The organism is Micromonospora sp. NPDC005215, assembly GCF_040607915.1.
Classification (GTDB): Bacteria; Actinomycetota; Actinomycetes; order Mycobacteriales; family Micromonosporaceae; genus Micromonospora.
Map to the genome: position 1 here is coordinate 195820 of NZ_JBEXHQ010000005.1, position 24009 is coordinate 219828.

Here is a 24009-nt window from a genome sequence, read left to right on the forward strand (position 1 = left end):
CTGAGGCTGGGGCATGAGGTGACGCCAGACGGTGCCGGCCCAGGCCTCGGTGCGGGGAACGAAGATGACGTTGACGTCGCCCTGGTCGGCGATCTTGTTCAACGACGGCGGCAACTCATCATCGTCAAAGAACCGGCGGCGGAACTGCGCGGCCTCCCACAGCAGGTTCCACTTGGTGATCGCCAGCGACAGCTTGTTACTCGCCTCATCCCAGAATCCTGGCCGCATGGGCACCGCCACGTACTCCGGCCGCGCCGGAACGTCAGCCCTGATCACACCCCTAACCATGTGCCCAGCGGACATGTTCCACAGCCGGGGATAGACCTCCGGTGCCGCAGGTTCACACCCCGGGTCGACGCGCGGCCCGAAGTCCTCGTCGCCCAACCCGTCAGACTCGCCCGTCACGGTCATGTCCGTCACCTCGACGTCGTTGTTGTTGTCCACGGTCTACCTCACGACGCTTACCTGCCATTCCGTTCCAACAACTTTTGACGGTAGAGAAGTACTTACTCGTCCAGTCGACTTTGATCGATCGGTTAGGGACCGGATACGCGTCAGCGTGGCGGCGAGGCCTGCTCGAGTGGGCGTCCGTGGGCTCGAATCGTGTCCGAGACGGCGACGCCGAGCAGGACGGCGATAGCTGCTACGGCGACCCCGAGTGGCGGCAGACCGACCATCACCGGCGCCATGGCCGCGAGGACAATGATCCCGATCGGCCGTGTCCGGGACACCCGGGCGAAGGCCACATACTCAAATATCGAGCGCCCGGCGAGGAAGAGCGCAGGGCCACCGAGGATGGCCCCAACCCAGGCAGGTTTGGCGTCTCCGGATGGATCTATGAGGACGAGTTCGGAACCGGCGGAGGTGGCAAGGATGCCGGACACCATGAGCAGGTGGGAGAACTCGGCCAACCGACCGACCCGCCCGGGGTCGGCGGATGCCGCGATGGCCTCGCCCAAGATCTGGCCGGCTCGGTAGAAGTAGATCCGCCACAGCAACACCGTGGTGAGGAACGACAAGGTAAGGGCCACTGTTCGTTCAGCCACGATCGGACCGCGGAGAAGACTCGACCCGGAGGTCAGGATCGTCTCACCAAGCGCGACGATGACGAGCTGCCAGTAGCGTTCGGCCAGGTGCTCGCCCGCGACGGCCCACGGGGATCCCCGTGAGCGGCCCAGCCCCGGGACCGGCCAGCCGAATCTGGCCCCCAGGTAGTCGATCGCCAGGGCCAACGTCCACAGCGAATTACGCGTCACCTCGGGTGCGAAGGCTCCGGCGAGCCACGGCACGGCCGACACACCGAACCAGATGAGTGCCAGCATGTTGACGCGGCGCAGATTGTGACCCCGCACGATGAACACGAAGAAGAGGGTGCGGCCCACCTGGATCGCGACGTACGTGCTCGCGAAGAGCAGGCCAGTCTCAGCGAGAGCCCCGGAAATCGCGACCGCCAGGAGCAGGCTCCCATACATCGTCGCGAGGACAACGAACTGGATTGCCGGCTGGAACGGATCGAATCTGCTGGTCACCCATGCCGTCTGGGTCCAAATCCACCAGACGGCCAAGAGTAGCAGCAGAGTTTCGCCGTTCTCCGCAAGAGAAGTGGTTAACCTCTCCGCGACGTGACCCCTGGTGTAGTCCAGCACCAACTCGTTCACGATCCGGGTGAGCGCGAAGACGAACACGAGATCGAAGAACAGTTCCAGGAAGGTCGGCCGCTGCGGACTCTCACGCCTGCGCAGCAGATTCGCCACTCTGTTTGTCGTCACCCGCCCGCCCGCTTCGTCGGTTTTTCGCTGAAGCAGTCGTACCACGTCGCCGCGCCGCTCATGGATAAGACGCACCCGCAATGACTGAAGGGGCGGTGCCGCCCTCAAAAGTTCCGCAGATTGCGGACAACGTTGCGGCGCGTTGGGCTTGCATCTGGTACCCGGGTACGGGCGGCCGTCGCCGTCGATCCAGCCACTGGCCAGCGCCGCACGCTCACCTCGCTACCCGACTGTGCGCGGGTCATCTCCCCGGCGACTAAATGTGTGCCGGCTCGCTCGTAGTAACGTCCTCGACCGACGCAACCTCCGTTCCAGTGACCAGGTACCCGTGGGAACGAGGGGAATTGAACCCACGAAGACCTCTTGTCAAGCCTCGTTCAGGGCTTGTCATTGCTTGTCATAACCCCTTGTTACCAACAGTGGCCGAACCAAACTTTTCACCGCTTGCCAAAAGTGGTCACTGAGCTGCAGTGGTGGCCTCCCGATGCTGTTTCGCAGCGACCGGTGCAGACGGCACCGGACGACATCGGGAATGTGACGGTGGTCCGCTGATGTCTCGACTGCCCAAGCTGCATCTCGTCACCTTCCTTGCCGACGAAGAGGAGATGCCCGCCGATGAGGCTCACCGTCACGCGCCGGCCCCCACGCCCATCGGCGGCAGCCGGACCTCGTCCTCGGTGAGGATGGCCTGGCGCAGGTCCCGCAGCCGCCGGCTCGGCTCCAGGCCGAGTTCACGGCGCAGCGACGAGCGCAGCCGGTCGAAGGAGGCCAGCGCGTCGGCACCCCGCCCGCTGCCGTAGAGCGCGACCATGAAGGCCGCCTGCAGGCGGTCACGGCCGGGATGAGTCCGGGCCAGTGCGGTGAGTTCCGGTACGGCCCCTGCGTGCCGGCCCAGACTCAGCTCGACCTCCAGCCGTTCCTCGATCACCTGCAGTCGCGACTCCTCCAGGCTCATGGCCTCCGGCTCCAGCATGCCATCGGCGAGACCGGCGATGGCGGGGCCGCGCCACAGGTTCTCGGCCCGCAGGAAGGACCCGACGGCCTCCGCCGCGCGACCCGCGGCCAGCGCCCGCCGAGCCCGATGGGCCTCGTCGTCGAACCGGGTCCGATCCAGCGCGCCGGGCTCCACCGTCAGCAGGTAACCCCCCGCCCGGCGTACCAGCGAGCGCTCGGGCAGGCCGCCGGCGACGAGCTGGCGGCGCAGGGCCGCGGCGCAGTTGCGGATCTGACTAGCCGCGGTGGCCGGCGGCTGCAGCGGCCACAGGCAGTCGACCAGTCTGTCGGCCGGGACCACCCGGCCGGCCCGCAGCAGCAGCACGGCCAGGATCCGCTGCTGCCGGCGTCCGCCGAGCGGCAGGGGCGTTCCTTCGACGGACGCTTCCAGCGGGCCGAGGATCCGGAACTCCATGCGATGACCTCCATGCCGACCGCACCCCGCGCACGGCCTGGTCATCAGGTTGCCCAGCACGGGTTGGCGTTTCCTTGGCAGCGCCGTACGCCGTGACAACCAAACGAGGCGTCCCCGACTTCGCGGGGCCGAGAACACCCATCAGGAGGCACCGTGGAAATCACCAGACGGACCCGCAGGGGCCTGGCCGCCGCGGCGGTCGCGGGAGCGGCGGCGTCACTGCTTGTCGCGTCCCCGGCGCTGGCGACGAGCGACTACTGCTCGGTGAGCGGGTTGTCGACCAGTTGCCGGACCTACTACATCCCTTCCAGCTACATCGGGCACTTTATTGACCACACCGTCTGCGGCGGCACGATCGGCGCCAGTTTCCGCGTCCGTGACTACCAGAACGGCGCGGTCGTCAAGAGCGGGAGCATCGGCCCGGCGAACTGCACCTCAGGCCGAGTGCCGGCCTCTTTTCGAGCTACCGGCTGGAACTGCACGCGACGGCCCTGGGTGCCGACGGCTCGATCGACAACGTGTAGTACCCGCCTCGGTCCGGAGGGGTCGCGCGCTGCGGCCTCTCCGGACCTCGGTGCGTGGTGCCCCCCACAGTGGCGCAGTGTTCAGAGGTCAGCCCACGCGGTGCACATCCAGCCGCCGCCGTGGACCGAGTAGCAGGCGTGATGCTGGTCCAGGTTGCCGGGGCTGGACGGCTAGCCGTCCACCGTGGCGGTGTCGTTGTAGTCTGGGCGACCCCGTGCCGTAGTAGTCCGACTACCTGACGAACACGAGCCGGACGCCTGCGCCGGAAGCCCGGTGACCGGTCCCGCCCCCGTTGGGAAGGTCGGCTATCCGGCCGGGACGCCGACCGAGCGGCCGTCGTGCCGCTCCAGCAGGGCCCGGACGATGTCCGCCTCGGGAGTGCCGAGCGGATTCAGGATGCTCAGCGCCTCCTGCCAGGCCCGCGAGGAGTCCTCCAGGTGGCCCAGGGTGATCAGCGCGCGGGCGCGTACCAGGGGTGCCCCAATGGCCTCCGCGCGATGTGCCGCCTCGCCGGCGAGCCGGGCCGCCTGCGCGGGGTCGCCGTGTCGCCGGGCGACCTCGCCCAACGCCGCCAGCGCGTCGATCTCGATCACGGCGGCGCCGGCCTGTCGGGCCAGTGTGACCGCCCGCTCCAGGGAGGATCTGGCCAACAGCGGCGTCCGCTCCGCGACGGTTGCGGCGAGGCCGACCAGGGCCTCGGCCTCCGTCGCCGGCAGGCGCGCCGACCTGGCCCACTCGGCGGCGCGAGTGTGCGTGGCCGCCGCGCGGGTGGGATCGCCGGTCAACCGGAGCAGTGATCCCTCGGCGATGTCGATCGACGCCTTGCAGAGATTGTCGTCTGCCCGGTCGGCGAGGCCCCGGGCGGCGGCGAGCGCCGACTGCGCCTCGGCCACCTCGCCGCGCAGCGTGTGGACCTGGCCGATACCGGCCAGTGCGTTCGCTTCGATCGACGCCATGCCGACCTCGCGGGCCGTCCGTACCGCCGCCTGAAGCTCGGCCAGGGCATCCGGATACTCGCCACGATCGATTCGCAGGAGGCCGAGGTTGTTGAGGATGACCGCCTCGTTGGGCCGTGCGCCGTCCTCTCGGTGCAGGGCCATGGCCGCAGTGAGTCGTTCGACCGCCAGCCGCAGTCGACCCGACATGGCGTAGATCGTGCCGAGGTTGCTCAACATCACAGCGATGCCGTAACGGTGGCGGATCCGCTCGTTGAGCCGAAGCGCGTGCTCGAAGCAGGCCGCCGCCGTCGTCAGTTGCCCCAGGTCGCCGAAGACCGCGCCGAGCGAGCCGGCCGCGGCGGCCTGGCCCTGCGCGTGCCTGGCGCTGCGGAACAGGTGACCCGCCCGTCGTTGGTGCGCGATCGCGAGCAGCTGGTTGCCCGTGAGGTGGTACACGTTGCCCAGACTCATGTGTGCCGACGCCCGCAGGGCCGGGTACGCGTCCCCAGCCGACGCGTGCAGCGCCGCCTGCGCCACGAGCAGCCAGTTCAGTGAATTGCGGGTTACCCAGAAGTACGTTCGTAGCTGGTCGGCGAGCAGGGCGGCAGCGGCCCTCGACGTGCCGTCGGCGCCCGCCCTGATCAGCGCCACCATGTTCGACTCCTCGGCCTCGAGCCAGGCCAGGGCGGCGTCGCGGTCCGGGAGGCCGGCGTCACCGGCCGCCAGGCCCTCCGGCAGCTCCAGGCGGACCCGCCCCGGCGCCAACAGGTCACCGGCAGCCTGCGCGCGGACCAGGTACCACGCGAACAGGCGGGCGAGGACGGTCTGCGCCTCCGGCCGGCCGGCCTGCCGCGCACTGTGCTGGCCCGCGTAGCGCCCCAGCAGGTCGTGTAGCGCGACGCGATCGTCGTCGAACTCCAGCAGGTGCGCCGAGAAGAGTCGGGCCAGCGTCCGACGGGCCGCGGCCGGGGTTGTCTGCGCCAGGTGCGCGACCGCGTCGACCGACAGCGTGAGCCCCGGAACCGTGCCGAGGAGGCGGAACATCCGCTGGGCCTCGCCGGGAAGCCGGGTGTAGGAGAGGTCGAACGCCGCCTGCACGGCGACGCTCGGGTCGTCGTCGATCGCCAGGGCGGCGATGCTCCGCTGCCGCACCTGCCGCACGTACGCCGACACCGTGAGGTCAGGCTCGTCGCGCAGCAGCGCCGCCGCGATCCGCAGCGCCAGCGGGAGCCGACCGCAGACCTGGGCGAGGTCCCGGATCGCGTCGCGTTCGGCGACTCGCGGGTCGTCACCGAGCAGGACGGTGAGCAGCTCGATCGCGTCCGGTTCCGGGAGTAGTCCGATGGTCAGGCGGTGGGCGTCCTGCTGGGCCACGAGCCCGGTCAGGCGGTCCCGGCTGGTGACCACCACCAGGCTGTCCGCGGACCCGGGCAGCAACGGCCGCACCTGCGCGGCGTCGAGGGCGTTGTCCAGCACGATCAGCAGCCGACGATCGGCGACGACGGTGCGGTAGAGAGCCGCTGCCTCCTCCGGATCGGCCGGAATCTGGGCCGCCGGCACGCCCAGACTCCGCAGCAGCGCGCCGAGCGCCTCCGCAGAGCGCATCGGCCGGCCGGCGGAGTAACCCCGCAGGTTGAGGAAGAGCTGCCCGTCCGGGAAGCGGTCCCGGACGCTGTGCGCCCACCGGATGGCGGTCGCCGTCTTTCCGACACCCGCCGTGCCGACGACCGCGGAGAGGATCAGAACCTGCGGTCCTGCCGCGTTGGCGAGCAGGCGGTCGAGCTGACGCGACTCGGCGCCGCGGCCGACGAAGTGCCCCGGCGGCAGCGGTAGCTGCGCCGGCCCGCCGGGAGACGTCGGCGCGGCGTCCGAGGGTGCGGTGGCGCGGGACAGCCTGCGGTACGTCGCCTGGATCTGCTCTCCGGGAGCGACACCGAGGTCGGTGGCGAGCCGATCGGTGAGGCTCGCGTAGGCCGCGAGGGCCTCCGTGCGACGACCGATCCCGCCCAGCGCCAGCATCAGCAGCTCGACGGGGCGCTCGCGGGTCGGCGCCTCACTGATCAGCTCGTGCAGCGGTGCCAGTATCTCCCGGTGCTGGCCGGCGTCGAGGCGGGCGCCGAGCAGCTCTTCCTGCGCGGTCAGTCGTGCCTCATCAAGATCCGGGAAGAGCCGGCCCCGCTGGGCGTCGTCGAAGACGTCGGCCAGGGCGGCACCCCGCCACAGACCGAGCGCGGTGCTGAGCATCGCGATGCGCTGATCGGCGTCGGTGACGCCCCTGCTCTCGGCCACCAGGGCGGTGAACCGGTGCACGTCGACCCGCTCTGCCCGGATCTCCAGCGCGTAGCTGTTGGGGCGGGCGAGCAGCGCAGGCTCCGTCGACCGGCCCAGCTCCAGCGTGGACCGCAGGTGCGAGATCATGGCCTGCAGACCCGCTCGCGCCTGGGCCGGAGGCCGGTCTTCCCAGAGCAGGTCGATGAGTCGCTCCGCGGAGTGGAACTGGCCCGGTCGCATCGAGAGGATGGCGAGCAGCCGTCGCTCCTGACGACGTCGCACGGGCACGACCCGTCCGTCGATGACAGCCTCGACGGGGCCAAGCAGTCGCAGCTCCACAGCCGCAGGCTAACAAGGCACACCGACGTCGACGGAGGGCCAGATGTCCATTGACGACGCACCCGGCGGCCAGCTTCCCGGTTGGCGCTCGGCATGACCGCCACGGCGAGGGCTGATGACCGGATGCCACTCGAGCCGCCCGGAACAGGTGACCCTGCGGCTCGCCCCCGACCCACAACCCTGCCGCCGTGCCGCCGGGAGTCGTGGGGCGCCCCCCGGGGTCGACACGCAGCTGGCCGGATGAGGATCTCAGGGCCCCCCGCGCCGCCGGGGGCCCTGACGTCCGTCTGCTGTTCAGTTAGCGACCCAGGGGGTGCAGGTCCAGGCGCCGCCCATGAAGTTGTAGCAGGCCTGTTGCTCGTCAGAGGAGTCGAGATCCTCGAGCATGTTGGTCCACACCCCGCCGTTGGTGGAGGGGAACGACTTGCTGAGGCTGCCGGTGTACCACCAGCCGTAAGACGAATACACCCTGCGCTCGATGCGCACGGTGAACGTCCCACCGGCGTAGCGGATGTACTGGTCGTTCTGCAGGCGTGCCCAGGCCGACCTGCAGCCGGGCGACTTCACCACGACGATGCCGAGTCCGCTGTCGTAGCCGCCGCCGGTCCAGCCGTACCGGGTGCCGCTGCACTGGCCATTGGGATTGACGTTGTAACAGCTGGAGCCCGAACACGCGGCCAGCGCCGGCGACGCGGGTACGGCCGCGGTGACCACGCCGAGTCCCACGAACGCCACCAGGGCGATCAGCGCCCGCACCAGGCGATGCTGCCGAACCTTCGCTACCTTCATGCTGTCCTCCTCAGTCGTGCTGCATGTTCGTGGGAGTGATCCTTCGGCGTCGCCGCATCGCGGCCGCATCGTCAGGTCATCCGCGCGGTGTCATGCCTCAGTCGGCGTGGGCGTCGCGGACCGCCGGGTGAGGAACGAGCGGACCGGCTGGAGCTGCCGCGACCCGGTGAGGATCTGCTGGCTAGATGCCGAGCGAGCCTTGGGCGTGCCGTGACGCCGGCGCGCTACGCCCACGATGACACCATGATGCGCCGACGGTGAGCGCGGTTCCGACACTGCATCGACCCCAAGCCATCCTGGAGGAACCGCAGTGTCAGCATCGCCGTCCCGCCCCGCGCTGCCGCGCGGTCTCAGTCCCGGAGCCGCCCCTCGCGGCGCCACCGTCGCGCTCGCCGCCGCCTCGATCGTCGCCAGCGGTCTCGTGGCGCTGCCCGCGCCGGCCGCCGCGGCGCCGGACCCGCCACCGAAGAATGTGGCGTCCACCACGGTACCGCCCGATCAGCGCGACTCCGCCCTCAAGCAGGGCTGGCGGACGTCGCAGGACCGGGCCTGGACCCTCTCCGGCGACATGACCGGCCTGCACGTGCTCGTGGCGTCGGCGGCCTCCGGCTACAGCTGGACGACCGCGGCCACGCTGAGCGAGCCGGGGCTGGAGACCGACCAGTGGATCGGCAACGGCTGCCTCACCGAGTCGGGCCGGCGGCTGGTCGTCACGTACGCGCCGCGCGCCTACACCAACAAGCCCGACCTGTTCGACCGCGGCGCCTCCGTGGCGGTCGTGGACCTCAGGGACCAGTCCGTCCGGAAGGTGGCCGCGCACGCGTCCCTCGCGTACTTCAGCCCCGGCTGCGGTACCGGTGAGAACGTCGTGCTGAGCACGTTCACCGGCGGCGACACCGGCTCGGGCCAGACCCGCCTGACGCAGCTCGACGCCGCGACCGGCACCGTGGCCGCGCCGATTCAGGTGGCGGGCCAGCTCACCTCGGCGCTACCGGTGAAGGACGAGATCATCGCCGCCGACAACGGCGCGCTTGTCAAGGTCGACGGCAAGGGTCGCCGGTCGGCCGTCGCGAGGACCACCGGGGTACCGTTCCGGCTGGCGGCCAACGGCGACGCCGTCGTGTACATGGATGCCGACAGCAAGGCCGGCCGGGTCAAGCGGACCGTCGTGAAGTCCGGCGCGACTGCCACGCTTGCCGAGGGCGGCACTACCGACATGAACGTGGTCAAGGGCGCGGGCGGTCGGGTCGGCATCACCGGTAGCCCCGGCAGGGTGCACAAGCTGCCCACGGGTGTCACGAAGCTCGACGCGACAACGCAGGCGGAGATGTCCAGCGAGGGTGACCTGCTGCTGGACGACATCAGGTGGACGACCGACCCGCGCGCGGCGCAGGACGCGGACGGCGGCCGCGGACGGTCGCTCACCATGAAGGCGAAGGTGCCGGCGACCGGTCGCAGCGTGGACTTCGCGGTTACGCCGACCACGCCGACGTCGGGCGACGCCGGCGCTCGGGCGACCCCGAAGACGCCGGGGCGGGCCCGGTCGGCATCCGGTGCCACGACGTTGGCGACACCGCTGCACGACCCGGTCGACACTGCCGCCTGGTGCGCGATCCCCCGCAACGACGTGCGAGTACAGGTGTACCAGCCGCGCGCCCGGGAGATCGAGTGGGTCGTCGACATGGCGGTACAGGACACGCTGATCCTCAACCGGGGCAACAACTTCAACCAGTCCGGCCTGCCCGGCTACAACGTCGCGGACTGGTTCCCGATGCGGCCGCTCAACGGCGGTGGCCACGTGCCCGCGCAGATCATGCTCGGCATCCTCGCCCAGGAGTCGAACCTGTGGCAGGCCTCGCCGCACGTCCTGCCCGGCGAGTTCGGCAACCCGCTCATCGGTAACTACTACGGGCTGGACATCTACGACACCGACACGAGCGACGACTGGGCGATCCGCTGGGACAAGTCCGACTGCGGCTACGGCGTCGGGCAGGTCACCGACGGCATGCGCAAGCCCGGGTTCCAGAAGCCGAACGAGGTCCCGCTGCCGTACAACCAGCAGCTGGCCATCACCGTGGACTTCGCCGCGAACATCTCCCAGTCGCTGCGGATCCTGCAGGACAAGTGGAACCAGGTCGACGCGTACAACATGAAGGTCAACGGCGGCGACCCGCAGTACATCGAGAGCTGGTTCTTCGCGGTGTGGGCCTACAACACCGGGTTCTACGAGCCGCAGGGCAGCACGGACGGGCCGTGGGGCGTCGGCTGGGCGAACAACCCGGCCAACCCGAGGTACCCGGCGAACCGCAAGGCGTTCCTGGAGTTCACCTACGACGACGCGCGGCACCCGAGCCAGTGGCCGTACCCGGAGAAGATCATGGGTTGGGCCGGACACCCGCTCAACGCGATCGAGAAGCCGGACACCTACACCGACGGCTACCGGTACGCGTGGTGGAGCACGAACGACGGGCGGGAGCGGGTGAAGCCGCACCTCCAGACGTTCTGCGACAAGTCCAACGACTGCTACTACGGCACCAACCTCCCGCCGACGGCGCCCGATGTGATCGACGAGCCGGCCGGCCCGTGCCACCACGTGAACGTCATCGGCGAACGGGACCTCAAGTGCTGGTACAACCAATCCGCGGACTGGAAACCGGGCTGTCTGGACTGTGGTAACGAGGCCATCAGGTACGACCCCGGCTGGGCGTATCCGGCCACCGGGGTGAGCTACTTCCCGAAGTGCGGCACCGACCTGCCGGCGAACGCGCTGGTGGTCGACGACGTGATCAACGAGGTCGTCAGCCCACGCCGTGACGAGGCCGGTTGGCTCTGTACCCGACGAACGAACAGCGGCACGTTCACGCACGGGTTCGCCGGCGAGACGCAGAACGGCACACTCCAGTACCCCGGCAAGATCGACCTGCACCAGGTCGGCGGTGGGTACGGCGCGCACTACTGGTTCACGCACACCCGCGAGCCGGGCAGCAACCTCTACGTCAGCGGGACGTGGACGCTGGACCGGACGGTGAACGGCTGGATGCGGGTCATGGTCCACATCCCCGACCACCTCGGTACCACGCAGCAGGCGGCGTACCAGATCACGACGAAGAACGGCGTGGTCAAGACCCGCATGGTCCAGCAGCGCGGGTACGCGAACCGCTGGGTGGCGCTCGGCGTGTTCGAGTTCAACAACGTTCCGAAGGTGGAGCTGAACAACATGGTGTCGAACCTGACACCGGAGGAGCTGGCGCAGCTGCGGGACGACGTGCCGACCGGCGGGCAGGGCGACCTGGCCCTGGGCCGGCCGCAGGAGAACGTGGCCTTCGACGCGGCGGCGTTCATCCCGCTGCCGGGCAAGCCGCAGCACCAGGTGGTGGCACTCGGCGACTCGTTCTCGTCGGGCGAGGGCGCCTCGCCGACGAACGGCTCGGACTACTACCGCGAGACCGACAACAACAGGGACAACGCCTTCCGCAACGGCTGCCACCGCTCGAAGAACGCGTGGTCGCGCAAGGCGGTGCTGCCCGGGTCGTCAACGCCGATCGGGTCGCGGGCGGACATCACGAGCCAGCAGCACGACGTCAACATGGACTACCACCTGATCGCCTGCTCGGGCGCGGAGACGGAGAACATCCTGCCGCTGCGTACCGTCAGCAACGAGCCCCGCAACGCCGACAACGAACGGGGCAAGGGCCAGTACCTGGAGGTGTCCCAACTCGACAAGGGCTACCTGGACGAGAACACCACGCTCGTCACGATCTCGATCGGCGGCAACGACGCGAAGTTCGGCCCGGTGGTCAAGGAGTGCCTCTACATGGCCGGCCCGCTGGACTGCTTCAAGGCGAAGCTGTCGGGCGAGACGGAAACCGTGGACGTGTCGACAAGGCGCCGCATCACCGACACGATTCCCCGGTCGAACACGAAGGTGCTGGAGGAGATCCGCAAGAAGGCGCCGAACGCCAAGATCATGCTCATGGGCTACCCGAAGCTCGTCGAGGTCGGCGGCGACCCGCTCTGCGCCCTCAAACTCGTGCTCAGCGACGAGGAGCGGGTGTGGCTGTCCGAGATGAGCGTGCTGCTGCGTGACGAGCAGTTGGACGTCGTCCGCGACTTCAACACCGCGCACGGCGCGACGATCGCGTACTACTCCGACCCGATCGACGAGTTCGCGGGCAAGTCGGTCTGCGGCTCGCCGGCGGGCGTGCACGGGGTCGTGACAGAAAAGTCGCCGGGTGACATCCCGGACGGCCTGGCGTCGCAGCAGTCCTTCCACCCCAACAGCCCGACCGGTGTCAGCCTCTACGCCCAGTCGATGAATTTCACCGTCACACAGATGTACCAGTGACGGACGCGTCACGATCAGGAGCCCGAGCAGCCGACGGCCGCTCGGGCTCCTGGCCCCGCTCGTGCTCCTCACCGCCGGTACCGGCGCGTTCGGGGGCACAGTTGGCGCACCTGTCGTCGTAGGGTCCGCCGGTGAAGCGACCGCAGAAGATTGTGGCGTACATCGTCCACGAGGATCGGCTGGCGCAGCCCGGCCGGTCCTGACCGCAGCCCGCTCGGGCGAAGTGGGAAGCTGCCGTGGTGTCTGCGGACCCGGGCGGCGACTACTGCCTGTGGATCGAAGAGATCATCACCGAGGAACGGGTCCCGGAGAGTGGTGCGCGCGGCCTTCCTCAGCCGGCTGGTGTGCGCAGCAGCAGGACGATGTCAGAACCGGACGTCGCCCTCCGCACGATCGAGCGCAATCCCCAGATCATCGAGTCGTCGGTGAAGACGGTGGACAACGCCGTGAACGAGGTCGGGCAGACGGCGCAGGAGGCGCTGGGACCCAATGGACCGCTGTCGCAGACGCTGCAGCAGGCGACCCAGCAGGTCGGCCAACAACTCGGGCAGAGCACCCAGCAACTTGCGCAGAGCAGCGGGACGGTGGCTGGCGGCGGCGTGGGGGGTCTCGGCGGAGTGCCGGGAGGGTCTCGGGCCCACGCCGCGTGGCAACGGATGAAGAAGATCGTCAACAGCAGCCAGCCACTGAGGCAGGTCACGACGTGGCTGGCCGGACCGCAGGGGCAGCAGCCGCCGAGCTGATCGAACTCTGCCCTGGTGGTGGCAGAGCAACTGATCAGGTCACGCCACTGCCCGCTACCCGGGGGTCACGACTGGCCCAGATTGGTGACCAGGTTGACCGCGACGGCCAGGATGCCGGTTCCGAAGGCGTAGGAGAGCAGCGCGTGCCCGAGCGCGATCCGGCGCACGCGGTTGCTTGTCGGTTCGTTCTCGCCCGGGGCGTAGGACATGCCGACTGTGAAGGCGACGTACGCGAAGTCGGCGTACGCCGGTGGATCGTCCTGCTTGAAGTCGATGCCGCCATCGTGGCGGTAGTACAGCCGGGCGTATTTCAGTGCGAAGACCGTATTCACCAGCGCCCACGCCAGGACCACCGCGACGACGCTGAGGATCACCAGCGTGACAGCCACCACGTCCTGCTGGTCTGAGGCGCGGATGAGCGCCTCGGCCACGGCGGCGAGGCTGATGGCGGACGCGATCAGGATCACCGCATCGGTGGACCGGGACTGCTGCTCCGCCGCGGCAAGCTGCTCGGTACGCCGTGGGTTCGCCGACCAGCACGCCCGCCACACCCAGACGAGGATGGTGCCGGCCGCGATCGTCCACATCACCAGCGGCGTCAACTCCGGCGCGCCGACCAGCGCGGTGGCGGCCCCTGCGACGACACCGACGGCTGACGACCACAGGGCACGCCTGACCGACAGCAGCCGTCCCCGCGCCGGTCGTCCCGATTGCTGTTCCACCGGCTCAGGGTTCCAGCTCGAACGGATCATATGGGACATACCCGACGGGACTACCGGTTCAGGTTGTCAATATGCCTGAACCGTGGAGGCACTCCGGGCGGACTGACCATCACCTGTCAGAAGCTGCTCAGCTTCGCGACGCGGGTACGAGGGCTGCGGCGCTCAGCGCTCTACTCCGCTGGAGGTGTGCGCCGCGCCAACCGGCTTGGACTGCGAGGACCCCCGTTGTCGCAGGTAGATCGACAGGACGACCATCGAGGAGACGGCCAGTAGCTCCGACTGCCAGTTCTCCAGCGTGCGGTTCCAGAAGTCGGGCTGGAGGAGGTACTGGCCCCAGGACACCGGGTCTTGGAGATTGCCGAGCTGATGCTCGTTGTAGGCGGCGACCCCGGTGATGGACTGGGCCAACCACGACAGCATGAAGATCGCGCCGAGAACCAGGCCCAGCGAGCGGGAGAACAGCGCCCGTCGCAGGCCACCGACCCGGGCCGACATCGGGCCCGGGGCGGGAGCGTGAGCGCCGACCATCTGCTCCTCGTCCGATTCGCGGCCTGCCTTGTCGAGCTCTTCGGATTCCGGTGATCCCTTCTGCAGCAGCCAGATGGTCAGGAGGAGGTAGAGGAAGAACTGCAGGTACTCCGATTGCCAGTCCTCGGTGACGTCGACGGCGAAACTCGCCGACGTGAGGTAGCGGCCGAGCGAGATCGGTTGCAGGCCGTCGCTGAGTTGCTGCTGGTTGAAGTCGGCATGTCCGGCGAGTGCCTGGCCAACCAGCGCGGTGAGGAACAGTAGACCGAACACCAGACCGAGGGAGTTCTTACAGGAATCTCCTCACCGGTGCAGCACCCCCAGCGCGCAGAAGTAGACCAGGCCCACCGCCACCACGAGCAGCAACAGCACGAACTGGGCGCGCATGAGTCAACCACCCTGCAGCACCCAGTCATATGGCTTGTCGCCTCGATCGGTGCACCCGGCGGCGACAACGCGCCAGCCACCGGGGAAGACGGCAAGGAGGACGGTGTCGCCGTCGAGTCGCACCTGCGCCTGCTGGCCGTACACCTCGCTGGCCAAGACCTGCCCGGGCCCGGGCAGGTCCCCGTCCAGGATGGCCTCGGCACACGGCCTGTCGACGGAGTGCTCAAGCCCGGCTGCGGTATCGGGTGCCAGAAGAGAGCATGCCCCAACCCCGTCCTTCTCGGCGATCGCGGTCAGCGCACGAGTGGTCCTGGCTCTGTGGGTGATCTTCTTCTACTCCCTGAACGTGTGGGCGCACCACATGTTCGCCACCGGTCAGGTTCTCCTACCCTTCTTCTCAGCGACCACCTTCATCATCGCCGTGCCCACGGGAGTGAAGTTCTTCAACTGGATCGGCACCATGTGGAAGGGGCAACTGACCTTCGAGACCCCGATGCTGTTCGCCATCGGGTTCCTCGTCACCTTCCTCTTCGGTGGCCTCACCGGCGTGCTGCTGGCCAGTCCGCCGGTCGACTTCCACGTCCACGACAGTTACTTCGTCGTCGGGCACTTCCACTACGTCCTCTTCGGCACCATCGTCTTCGCCGCGTTCTCCGGCGTGTACTTCTGGTTCCCGAAGATGACCGGCCGGCTGCTCGACGAACGAATCGGCAAGGTCCACTTCTGGACCATGTTCGTCGGTTTCCACACCACCTTCCTGGTCCACCACTGTCTGGGCAACCGCGGAATGCCCCGCCGCTACGCCGACTACCTACCGCAAGATGGGTTCACCACCCTGCACACCATCTCCACCATCGGGTCGTTCGTGCTCGGTGCGTCCACTCTGTTCTTCATCTACAACATCTGGAAATCCTGGCGCTTCGGTGCCGCCGTTACCGTCGACGACCCCTGGGGGTACGGAAACTCCCTGGAATGGGCCACAACCTGCCCGCCGCCGCTACGCAACTTCGACCGCATACCCCGGATCCGCTCCGAACGCCCCGCCTTCGACGCCAAGTACGGCACTCGGGTCGCCGACCTCGGACGCGACCTGCCGCAACGCGCCGCCAAACCCCCACAGAGCGTCAGCGAGGAGCTGCACCTCGAGAGACACGTGCCGAAGTCGGCCAGTGTCGAGGGCAGTGGGGGCGCGGCCGGTGACCAGCAGATCCCGCAGTCCGGTGCCCGCCCCATCGAGGTACCCGACCCGGAGCAGACCCGACGACCGAGCTTCGAGCTGACCACGGAGACCGACGAGAACCCACTGGACTCCCAGCGGGGAGAGGAGGCCCCGCCGCAGTGGCGCCACCCCGGTCAAGAGGACGACGAGAGAAGGTGAGGAGGCCGGGTCGCCATTGCCCGCCGACTCCCCATCGACCAGCACTCCGTCCGCCACGTCGCGTGGCAGCGCATGGGTGTCGTTTCCTCGACGAGCGGCCTCCGGGTAAGGCATCGGCAGACGACCAGGTTGCTGTGCAGCGGCAGTCCGCGAAAAGGCCCCTCCCTGTCGAGCGGCAGGGCACAGCCACCTGTGCCGCGAGACGTGTCACCACCTCTGCGATCTCAGGCGCTCTCGCCGTAACGTTCCCGAGTCAGCCGGTTGGCCGTCTCCGGATCGAGACCGCTGGCGCGGAGCAGGTCACTCGCCGCGACCCGCGTCTGGGTGACCAGGGTCTGACTGAACCGGCCGGTGGCAACGTCGCCGGCCTTGCGAGCGCTGTGCATGGCTGCCAGGGCTGTCGCCCGCGCCCGCTGCGGATCACGGCCCGACGCGCGTTCGGCATGAAGGTGCTCGTTGGCGTCGGCGAGTTGCCTGAGTGTCGTGGTCAGCTCAGACGGAACCGCCTCGTCGTACTGCAACACAGTCGCGGAGGTACGTGCCAGATCCTGCGCGTCAGCAATCAAGCGTTGGGCATGCTCAGAGAAGTGGGCGAACTGTTCCACGTCATCTCGCCTGAGCCATCTAACCGGCGCCAGACTCACCACCTCCTTCGCCCCATTGAGTGCCTGCGACAATCGTGCGAGATCGGGTCCCGAGTCCCGCAGGCGCTGCAGGGACGCGGTCGCCTGCTCAGCGTCACGCTCGTTCAGAGCGGTCGCGATAGTGCGGAGTTCTGCGCTGGTCAGCTGGACGATCGGCGTGGCCGCCCGGTTGAGAACGCGCATCGGGTTGACCGGAAACAAGAGCGTGACCACCACCAGCCCCACCGCCCCACCGATGACGGCATCCAGGATCCTGGGCCACTCGAGGTTGGGATCCACCGGCGACAGGGTCGCGATCACGACAGCCGAAGCCCCCGCGTGGGCCACGGTCGCGCCGCTGCCACCGGAGAGGATCAGCGCGAACGCGATCGCGATCCCCACCGCCAGACCGATCTGCACCGGTCCCGGGCCCACGAAGTAGAGCAGAGCGTCCCCGATGAGGATTCCGATTACCACGCCGACCAGCGTCTGGACGGTTCGCCGGACCCGCTGGCCGATTGCGGCGACGATCGTTCCGACCGCCGCGGACGGAGCGAAAACCGGCGCAGAAATGCCCAACACGTCGTGCCCGATGAACCAGGACAACGCCGCGGCCAGCGCCGCCTGCACCGTGATCACCAGGATGACATTCGTCAGGCGCAGCCGCACCCGCCACCCCTGACGCCCACGCTGGCGAGCCCGCTGTGCCGCCTGCCGCACCTCGGCCGCTACGGCGTCGACACCGGAGGGCGGATCGGGCGAAGGTTCCTGGGCACCACGCATGGGGGTAACTACCCGAAGCAGCGACAACCAAGTCAGCGGCCAGTGGTCGCTCGTGGCGCGGCACAGCAGCTGCAGCCGGCCGGACCGGTTACGGGCCTGGTGAGAGACCTCCCTCAGCCCGACATCGTAGATCCGAGCCCGTTTCCTGGCATCGCGGATCACCGGCCATTCGTCGCTGGGCTCTCCCGGATCTTCAACGGCAACTCGATGATGAAACGTCCCGCGTCCATCGCCGGCCTACGTCCGTCCGTGATCAATAACATTCCAGTATCGGGCCACGGGTACTGACGGTTCCGGCACCAGAAGAGGTCACCCGCCGAATACCCCGGTCAGGACGTTGCCCATAAGATAGACGTCTCAAGTGACGGACCCGTGGGGACCTCAGAACCACTGCACCAGCGACGGCGTCCGCAGACCGAGTGCGGATGGCGGCGCGCCGACCGCGTCCGGCTCGAGAAACATCGTCGAACTCGAACAGCTCGGCCCCTCATCGAAGCCGTCCCGCTCGAAGCATGGGTGCCCGGGCCTCTGGTATCCACCCGGGCATGGGTAGCCAACAGCGTAACAAGCATGACAGCGGCGGCGAGTCGGCGCGGAGCCGCCGGCACCCGGGCAGCGGCGCACGGGGTCGGCAGGGGGCCACCGTGGAGCACTCGCCGAACCAGCGGCACGAGCGCACCGCGACCGGCTCAGCCGGCACCGAGCGCAACCACAGCCGGTCGAAGGCGGCCCGGGAGGGGCGGGTAAACCGCCAGGGTACGGCCTGATCCTCGGTTACGCTCCTCCCCCGCGCTCGTCGGCTGCCGGTCTGCCGGCAGCACATGCCGTACAGCCGGCAGACGGGTTGCCTTTCGGGGGCGGTTCAAACCCCATAGACAAACTTAAAGCCCTGACCAGCGTTTCCGCTGGTCAGGGCTTCAAGTTGTCGGGACGGCCGGATTCGAACCGACGACCCCTGTTACCGACAGCAGTCGGACCAAGCTTGTCATTGCCTGCCGAAAGTGGTCGCTGAGCTGCAGAGACACCGCCTGCGCTCGTCGCTCCTTGTCACCCTTCGTCAACGGTTGGGCAGGGTTTTCGGGGGGTAAACGGGGGTCCCTCACAGAATCCCGCCAGGTCTGACCGCCCCCGCTAGCCCTGCCACCGTGCCGCGGCCCGGCGACGACCCTCGCCCTCAACCTCAATCACATCGAAATCTGGAGGCAGCCCGTCCCCGGGTGGCCGAACAACGGTCCGGCCATATGACTCGACCGCAGTCCGGATCTCATCGGCTGACAGGCGTTCTCCCCCGGTCATGGAAGCGAGCGTTTCGTACTCGCGGTTGGCCAGCAGGCCGAGCACCACCTGAAGGGCGGTGCCCATTGCGGGCTCAACGATCATGGGCTGACTGATGGGGCATGCGCAGCATGGTGACCGACCGGCGTCTGGGGGTCAACAACTCCCGTGCGCTCGGTCTCGGCACTGGGTCGACCTGCCCGCGGCATGAGCGTGCGCCTGCAGGTGGAGGTCCGAACAAGGACCCACCCTGATTTGGATCCACGGAGCGGCGTCGTAGCCCACACCACCCGACGGTGGTGCAACATGGTTTCCCATGTTCGTGGGCCAGCGGCAGTTCCCTTTCCTCGCCGACCTTCGGGCACGGTGGGATGCCATTCGAGATGAATGCCTCGCTCTCCCGCTTGAGACCTACCAGCCGTGGGTCCAACGCGAGATGTACGGCCAGGGCTGGAGTGTCTATGGACTTGTCGCCTTCGGGAGGCGGATCGAGGAGGCGCTCGAGGCATGCCCGAGCGCTGCCTCCGCGTTGACGAAGGTCCCTCACCTGACGACCGCTGGGTTTTCTCGGATGGCTCCTGGCACCCACATCAAGCCCCATCAGGGATGGGTTACCACCGTTTACCGCGCCCATCTCGGACTCGTCGTGCCGCAGGACTGCGCGCTACGAGTGGGCGACGAGACTCGACAGTGGCGCGAGGGTGAAACCTTCGTCTTCAACGACACCGTCACGCACGAGGCGTGGAACTACGGCACCAGTGACCGCGTTGTGCTCCTGTTCGACTTCGTCCGTCCCGGCTGCGAGGACAGGCCGCAGGATGAACTGCCGGCCTCGGTTGCCGGCTTCGTACGGCGCGACGGATGAACCAGACCACACCAGAGCACCCCAAGGCCCCGCCTCAACATCCCGTCCCGAGAACCCGGCCGACCGCCGGGCGTGCGCTGCAGCACCCCCTGGGCATCACGCTCGATGCAGCGCGCTACGCGGCAATCAGCGTGGGCACGCCGTCAGGATCATGCAGCTCTGGAGCGAAACTGGCTCATCGGACCCGGACCAGCCCCTGCTGGTAAGCGGCGACGACCAGCTGGGCGCGGTCGCGTGCCCGCACCTTCATCATCGCCCGTTGAATGTGCGTGCGGACGGTCAAGGGGCTCACGACCAGCCGCTCGGCGATCTCCTGGTTCGACAGGCCGTGGGCGGCCAGGGCGGTGATCTCGCGCTCCCGGTCGGTCAGCGTCGCCAGCGATCCGAGCGGCTGCCCGCCGGGGCCGGCGGGGCTGGACAGGAAGCGGTCGATCAGTGCGCGGGTGGCCGACGGCGAGAGCAGCGCGTCCCCGCCGACCACGGTCCGGACCCCGGCGAGCAGGCCCTCCGACGTGACGTCCTTGCCGAGGAACCCGCTGGCACCCGCCTCGAGCGCGCGGGCCACGTACTCGTCGGTCTCGAACGTGGTGAGGATGAGCACGCGCGTGCCCGCCAGTTCGGGCGTGGAGCAGATGCGCCGCGTCGCGGCCAGCCCGTCGAGGACCGGCATCCGGACGTCCATCAGGACCAGGTCCGGCCGGTGCTGCCGGGCGAGGTCGACCGCCTCCTCTCCGTTCGCCGCCTCGGCGACGACCCTCATGTCGTCGCAGGAGTCGATCAGCATGCGAAACGTCGAGCGCAGCAGCGTCTGGTCGTCGGCCAGCAGGATCTGGATCATCGGGATACGTGGTTCTGCTGCCACGGAGCCAGCGGGACGGTGAGAGAGACCGCGTACCGGTCGTGGTCCGCCGGGCCCGCCCGCACCGACCCGCCGACCGCGAGCGCGCGTTCGCGCATGCCGACCAGCCCGTACCCGCCGGTTCCGGCGGCAGTGGGACGGGCGGAGGTGTTGACCACGCGGGCGTGGAACGTGTCCTCGTCGTACACCAGGGAGATGGTGACGACCGGGCGGACGGCGTGCTTGGTGATGTTGGTCAGGGCTTCCTGGACGATCCGGAACGCGGTGAGCTCGACCAGCGGGGGTAGCCGCCGTGGCGGCCCGTCGCAGACCACGGAGACGTCGATCCCCGCCGCCCGGCAGGCCTCGACCAGATCCGGGATCCGGTCGAGGCCGGGCGCCGGAGCGGTGTCCGTCGGAGCGTCGTCGCCGGGGTTACGCAGCAGCCCGACGGTCGCCTTGAGCTCCTGCAAAGCGGCCGACGTGGAGCCGCTCAGCCCGGCGAGCAGCACACCCACCTGGTCGGGGCGCTTCGCCAGCAGATGGGCCGCGGTCCCGGCCTGCGCGTGCGCGACGGCAAGGTGGTGCGCGACGACATCATGCAGGTCACGTGCGATCCGCAGGCGTTCCTCGCTGAGCCGGCGACGCACGTCGTCCTCCCGGTTGCGTTCGGCGTCCTCGGCGCGGGCCTGGACTATCCGCAGGTAGGCGCGCTGGACGCGGGTCATCCGTCCGGCGAACACCGCCGGTAGCAGCCACAGGACGACACCGACGGTTCGCAGCAGCACCGACCCTCCCGTCGGGTTCCCGTCGCTCACCGCCCCGCCCAGGATCACCGCGGCCACTGCGGTCACGGTCCACCAAGCGGCCACCCTGCGGCTGCCGAGAACCGTCAGCCGGTACAGGCATCCGATGAGCGGGGCCAGCAGCAGCGGCGTCGGCAGGTAGCCGGCCGCACACGCGGCGGCCTCGCAGCAGATCGCGACGACGGTCGCGGCGCGCGGCCACCGTGCGGCCGCGACCAGGGCCCCGCTCGCGACGAGGCTCAGCATCGCACCAGGAAGCAGTTCGGCCGGCCGGAAGATGCCCTCGGTGCTGAGGCTGACCCCGAGGGCAGCGAAGATGAACGCGACCAGCGCGGTCAACACGTTCATCGGACCGATCCTACCTGCTTGATCAACGTGCGTTCAGCAGATCAGCGTGCTCCGGCTCCGGCTGCCGTTCGTTCAGCGACTCGCCCTCCACGTCGACGCGCGGCAGCACCCGGTCGAGCCATCGCGGCAGCCACCAGGCCCGCTCGCCGAGCAGGTGCAGGACGGCGGGCACCAGCGTCAGGCGGACCACAAACGCGTCGAAGAAGACCGCGCACGCGAGCCCGAGGCCCACCATCTTGATCAGCGGTTCGTCGGCCGCCGCGAACCCGCCGAACACCGCGATCATGATCACTGCGGCCGCGACCACGACCTTCGAGCTCTGCCGGAAACCGGTGACGATCGCGTCGCCGGCCGGTGTGCCGTGCGCGTGGGCCTCGCGCATCCGCGACACCAGGAAGACCTCGTAGTCCATGGCCAGTCCGAACACGATGCCCACCAGAAGGATCGGCATCAGGCTCATGACCGGTCCGGTCCGGTCGACGCCGAGGACGTCGGCCGCCCAGCCCCACTGGAAGACCGCGACGATCACTCCGAGCGCGGCGAACAGCGACAGCAGGAAGCCCAGCGCCGCCTTGACCGGGACCAGGACCGAACGGAACACCACCAGCAGAAGCAGCACGGCGAGGCCGATCACGATCGCCACGTACGGGACGAGCGCCGACTGCGTCTTGCGCGCCATGTCGATGTCGAGCGCGGTGGTGCCGGTGATCTCGTACCTCACGTGTGCGGCGGCCTCCACACCGGGGCGCGCGGCCCGCAGCGCCACCACGAGGTCTTCGGTACGTTCGTCGTTCGGGCCGGTCGACGGCACCGCCGTGAGGATCGCCGTGTCGCCCTGCTGGTTGAAGGTCGCCTTCGACACCGACACCACGCCGCTGGTCGTCCTGATGCTGTCGGCCACGGTCGCCACCACGGCTTGCGCGTCGGCGGCACCACGCGCGTCGACCACGACCGTCAGCGGACCGTTGAACCCCGCCCCGAACGCCGCGGCCCGCAGGTCGTACGCGCGTCGCTGGGTCTCGGTGACCGGCAGCGACGCGTCCCCGGGGGTGCCGAGCCGCAGTGACAGGGCCGGAACGGCGATCACGGCGAGCAGCGCGACACCGGCCAGCGTGATCAGCAGCGGACGGCGCAGCACCAGCCGCATCCAGGGGAGCGCCGCCGAACGGCGGGCGGAGGTGTTCGCACCGCCACGGCGTTGCGCCCGCGCCAGGACCCGGTTCGGCGCGAACCCCAACAACGCCGGAACCAGGGTCAGGGCCACCAGGACGGCCACCACCACGGCACCGGCGGCGGCCAGCCCCATCTTCGTCAGCGACGGGATCCCCACCACCGACAGGCCGGCGAGCGCGATTACCACTGTCGTCCCGGCGAAGGTCACCGCCGAGCCGGCCGTCCCCACCGCGCGACCGGTCGCCCGCTCGGCGTCGACGGGACCGTGGCGCTCCTCCCGGAAGCGGGAGACGACGAACATCGCGTAGTCAATGCCGACCGCCAGGCCCAGCATCAGCGCGAGCATTCCGCTGGTGATCGCCATCTCCAGCGGACCGGCCATCACCCAGACGCCAAGGAACGAGATGGCCACCCCGATGACCGCAGTGAGGAGCGGCAGGCCCGCCGCCACCATCGAACCGAAGGTCATCAGCAGCACGACCGCGGCGATCGCGACGCCAGCGAGCTCCATGGCACTCATCCTGGTGCCGGTCTTCAGCGCCGAGCCGGACATCTCGGCGGTCAAGCCGGTGCCGCGCGCCCGCTCCACCGCGTCGGCCAGCGCGGTGCGCGACTCCTCGGTCACCTCCGACGGCGGCACCCCGTACGACACCGAAGCGAACCCCGTCGAACCGTCGGCGCTGATGCTCCCACCGGCCGAGGGCGCGACGACCCGCGACACCTGCGGGCCGCCGGAGACCGATGCCAACGCCGCGTCGACGGCCCCCGCATTCTCCGCGGACGTCAGCGCCTGGCCCTGTGGGGCGACGAAGACGATGGTCGCCGACGCCCCTTCCGCGGCGGCGCCGGGAAAGCGCTCCGCGATGAGGTCGAACGCCTGCTGCGACTCGATCCCCGGCATCGTCGCCCTCGTGTTGACCGGGCCCTCCGACCCGACGGCGAGCAGCACCGCCCCGCCGAGCGCGAGCATCCACAGGGCGGCGACCAACCACCGCCGGCGATAGCAGAAGCGACCAAGACGACTGAGCATGCCTGCCATGACGCGACACTCCGCTTCCTTGTCCGAACGTTGCCCACAGCATCTCGGCCCGGCCCCGGTCGCGTCGTCATGCAGGTGCAGGCTCCGGATACGAAGATCGCAGTACGGACGCTGGTG

14 protein-coding genes and 1 pseudogene are annotated in these 24009 nt (G+C 69.1%); 4 read left to right on the top strand and 11 right to left on the bottom strand.

Going from position 1 to position 24009, the window contains the following annotated elements:
• Positions 1-554: 554 nt before the first annotated feature.
• The 4 genes from ABZU25_RS07180 to ABZU25_RS07195 all read right to left on the bottom strand — a co-directional run bounded on the left by ABZU25_RS07180 (position 555) and on the right by ABZU25_RS07195 (position 8039).
• Positions 555-1844, bottom strand: a complete 1290-nt coding sequence (locus tag ABZU25_RS07180; protein ID WP_355028433.1) for a low temperature requirement protein A — start codon at positions 1842-1844, stop codon at positions 555-557.
• Between the two features lie 553 nt (positions 1845-2397).
• Entirely contained in the window at positions 2398-3177 is a 780-nt protein-coding gene (locus ABZU25_RS07185; RefSeq protein WP_355028434.1) for an AfsR/SARP family transcriptional regulator, read from the bottom strand.
• A gap of 830 nt (positions 3178-4007) precedes the next feature.
• The gene (locus ABZU25_RS07190; protein WP_355028435.1) at positions 4008-7250 is read right to left on the bottom strand and encodes a BTAD domain-containing putative transcriptional regulator; all 3243 of its coding nucleotides are present in this window, start codon (positions 7248-7250) and stop codon (positions 4008-4010) included.
• A 294-nt stretch (positions 7251-7544) separates the two neighbouring features.
• Entirely contained in the window at positions 7545-8039 is a 495-nt protein-coding gene (locus tag ABZU25_RS07195) for a hypothetical protein (RefSeq protein ID WP_355028436.1), read from the bottom strand.
• Between the two features lie 310 nt (positions 8040-8349).
• On the opposite strand from ABZU25_RS07195, the gene ABZU25_RS07200 reads away from it, so the two are divergent.
• A complete protein-coding gene (locus tag ABZU25_RS07200) occupies positions 8350-12384 on the top strand; it encodes a hypothetical protein (RefSeq protein WP_355028437.1) in 4035 nt (1344 codons plus the stop codon).
• Between the two features lie 239 nt (positions 12385-12623).
• A complete protein-coding gene (locus ABZU25_RS07205; RefSeq protein WP_355028438.1) occupies positions 12624-13127 on the top strand; it encodes a hypothetical protein in 504 nt (167 codons plus the stop codon).
• 65 nt (positions 13128-13192) lie between these two features.
• Here the strand turns inward: ABZU25_RS07205 and ABZU25_RS07210 are convergent, their stop codons facing one another.
• From ABZU25_RS07210 to ABZU25_RS07220, 3 genes are all read right to left on the bottom strand, one after another.
• Positions 13193-13849, bottom strand: a complete 657-nt coding sequence (locus ABZU25_RS07210) for a DUF1345 domain-containing protein (RefSeq protein ID WP_355028439.1) — start codon at positions 13847-13849, stop codon at positions 13193-13195.
• 162 nt (positions 13850-14011) lie between these two features.
• A complete protein-coding gene (locus ABZU25_RS07215; RefSeq protein WP_355028440.1) occupies positions 14012-14650 on the bottom strand; it encodes a DUF6766 family protein in 639 nt (212 codons plus the stop codon).
• A gap of 117 nt (positions 14651-14767) precedes the next feature.
• A complete protein-coding gene (locus ABZU25_RS07220) occupies positions 14768-14920 on the bottom strand; it encodes a hypothetical protein (protein WP_355028441.1) in 153 nt (50 codons plus the stop codon).
• 181 nt (positions 14921-15101) lie between these two features.
• Here ABZU25_RS07220 and ABZU25_RS07225 point away from each other — a divergent pair.
• A pseudogene (locus ABZU25_RS07225) lies at positions 15102-16142 on the top strand (cbb3-type cytochrome c oxidase subunit I); the annotation flags it as partial.
• 224 nt (positions 16143-16366) lie between these two features.
• On the opposite strand, the gene ABZU25_RS07230 reads toward ABZU25_RS07225, so the two are convergent.
• Complete coding sequence (locus ABZU25_RS07230) at positions 16367-17710, bottom strand: FUSC family protein (protein ID WP_355028442.1); 1344 nt, start codon at positions 17708-17710, stop codon at positions 16367-16369.
• A 1429-nt stretch (positions 17711-19139) separates the two neighbouring features.
• Between ABZU25_RS07230 and ABZU25_RS07235 the strand changes: the two genes are divergently transcribed.
• On the top strand, positions 19140-19688 hold the full coding sequence (locus ABZU25_RS07235) for an aspartyl/asparaginyl beta-hydroxylase domain-containing protein (protein ID WP_355028443.1): 549 nt from the start codon (positions 19140-19142) through the stop codon (positions 19686-19688).
• Positions 19689-19863: 175 nt separating this feature from the next.
• Here ABZU25_RS07235 and ABZU25_RS07240 read toward each other — a convergent pair whose 3' ends face one another.
• The 3 genes from ABZU25_RS07240 to ABZU25_RS07250 are packed head-to-tail and all read right to left on the bottom strand — an operon-like array spanning position 19864 to position 23892.
• Positions 19864-20526 carry a response regulator transcription factor gene (locus ABZU25_RS07240; protein ID WP_355028444.1) on the bottom strand — a complete coding sequence of 221 codons (663 nt, stop codon included), beginning with the start codon at positions 20524-20526 and terminating at the stop codon, positions 19864-19866.
• Positions 20523-21680 carry a histidine kinase gene (locus ABZU25_RS07245; protein WP_355028445.1) on the bottom strand — a complete coding sequence of 386 codons (1158 nt, stop codon included), beginning with the start codon at positions 21678-21680 and terminating at the stop codon, positions 20523-20525. Before ABZU25_RS07245 ends, ABZU25_RS07240 begins: the two co-directional genes overlap by 4 nt.
• 22 nt (positions 21681-21702) lie before the next feature.
• Positions 21703-23892, bottom strand: coding sequence for an MMPL family transporter (locus ABZU25_RS07250; RefSeq protein ID WP_355028446.1), 2190 nt, complete (start codon positions 23890-23892; stop codon positions 21703-21705).
• Between the last annotated feature and the right edge of the window lie 117 nt (positions 23893-24009).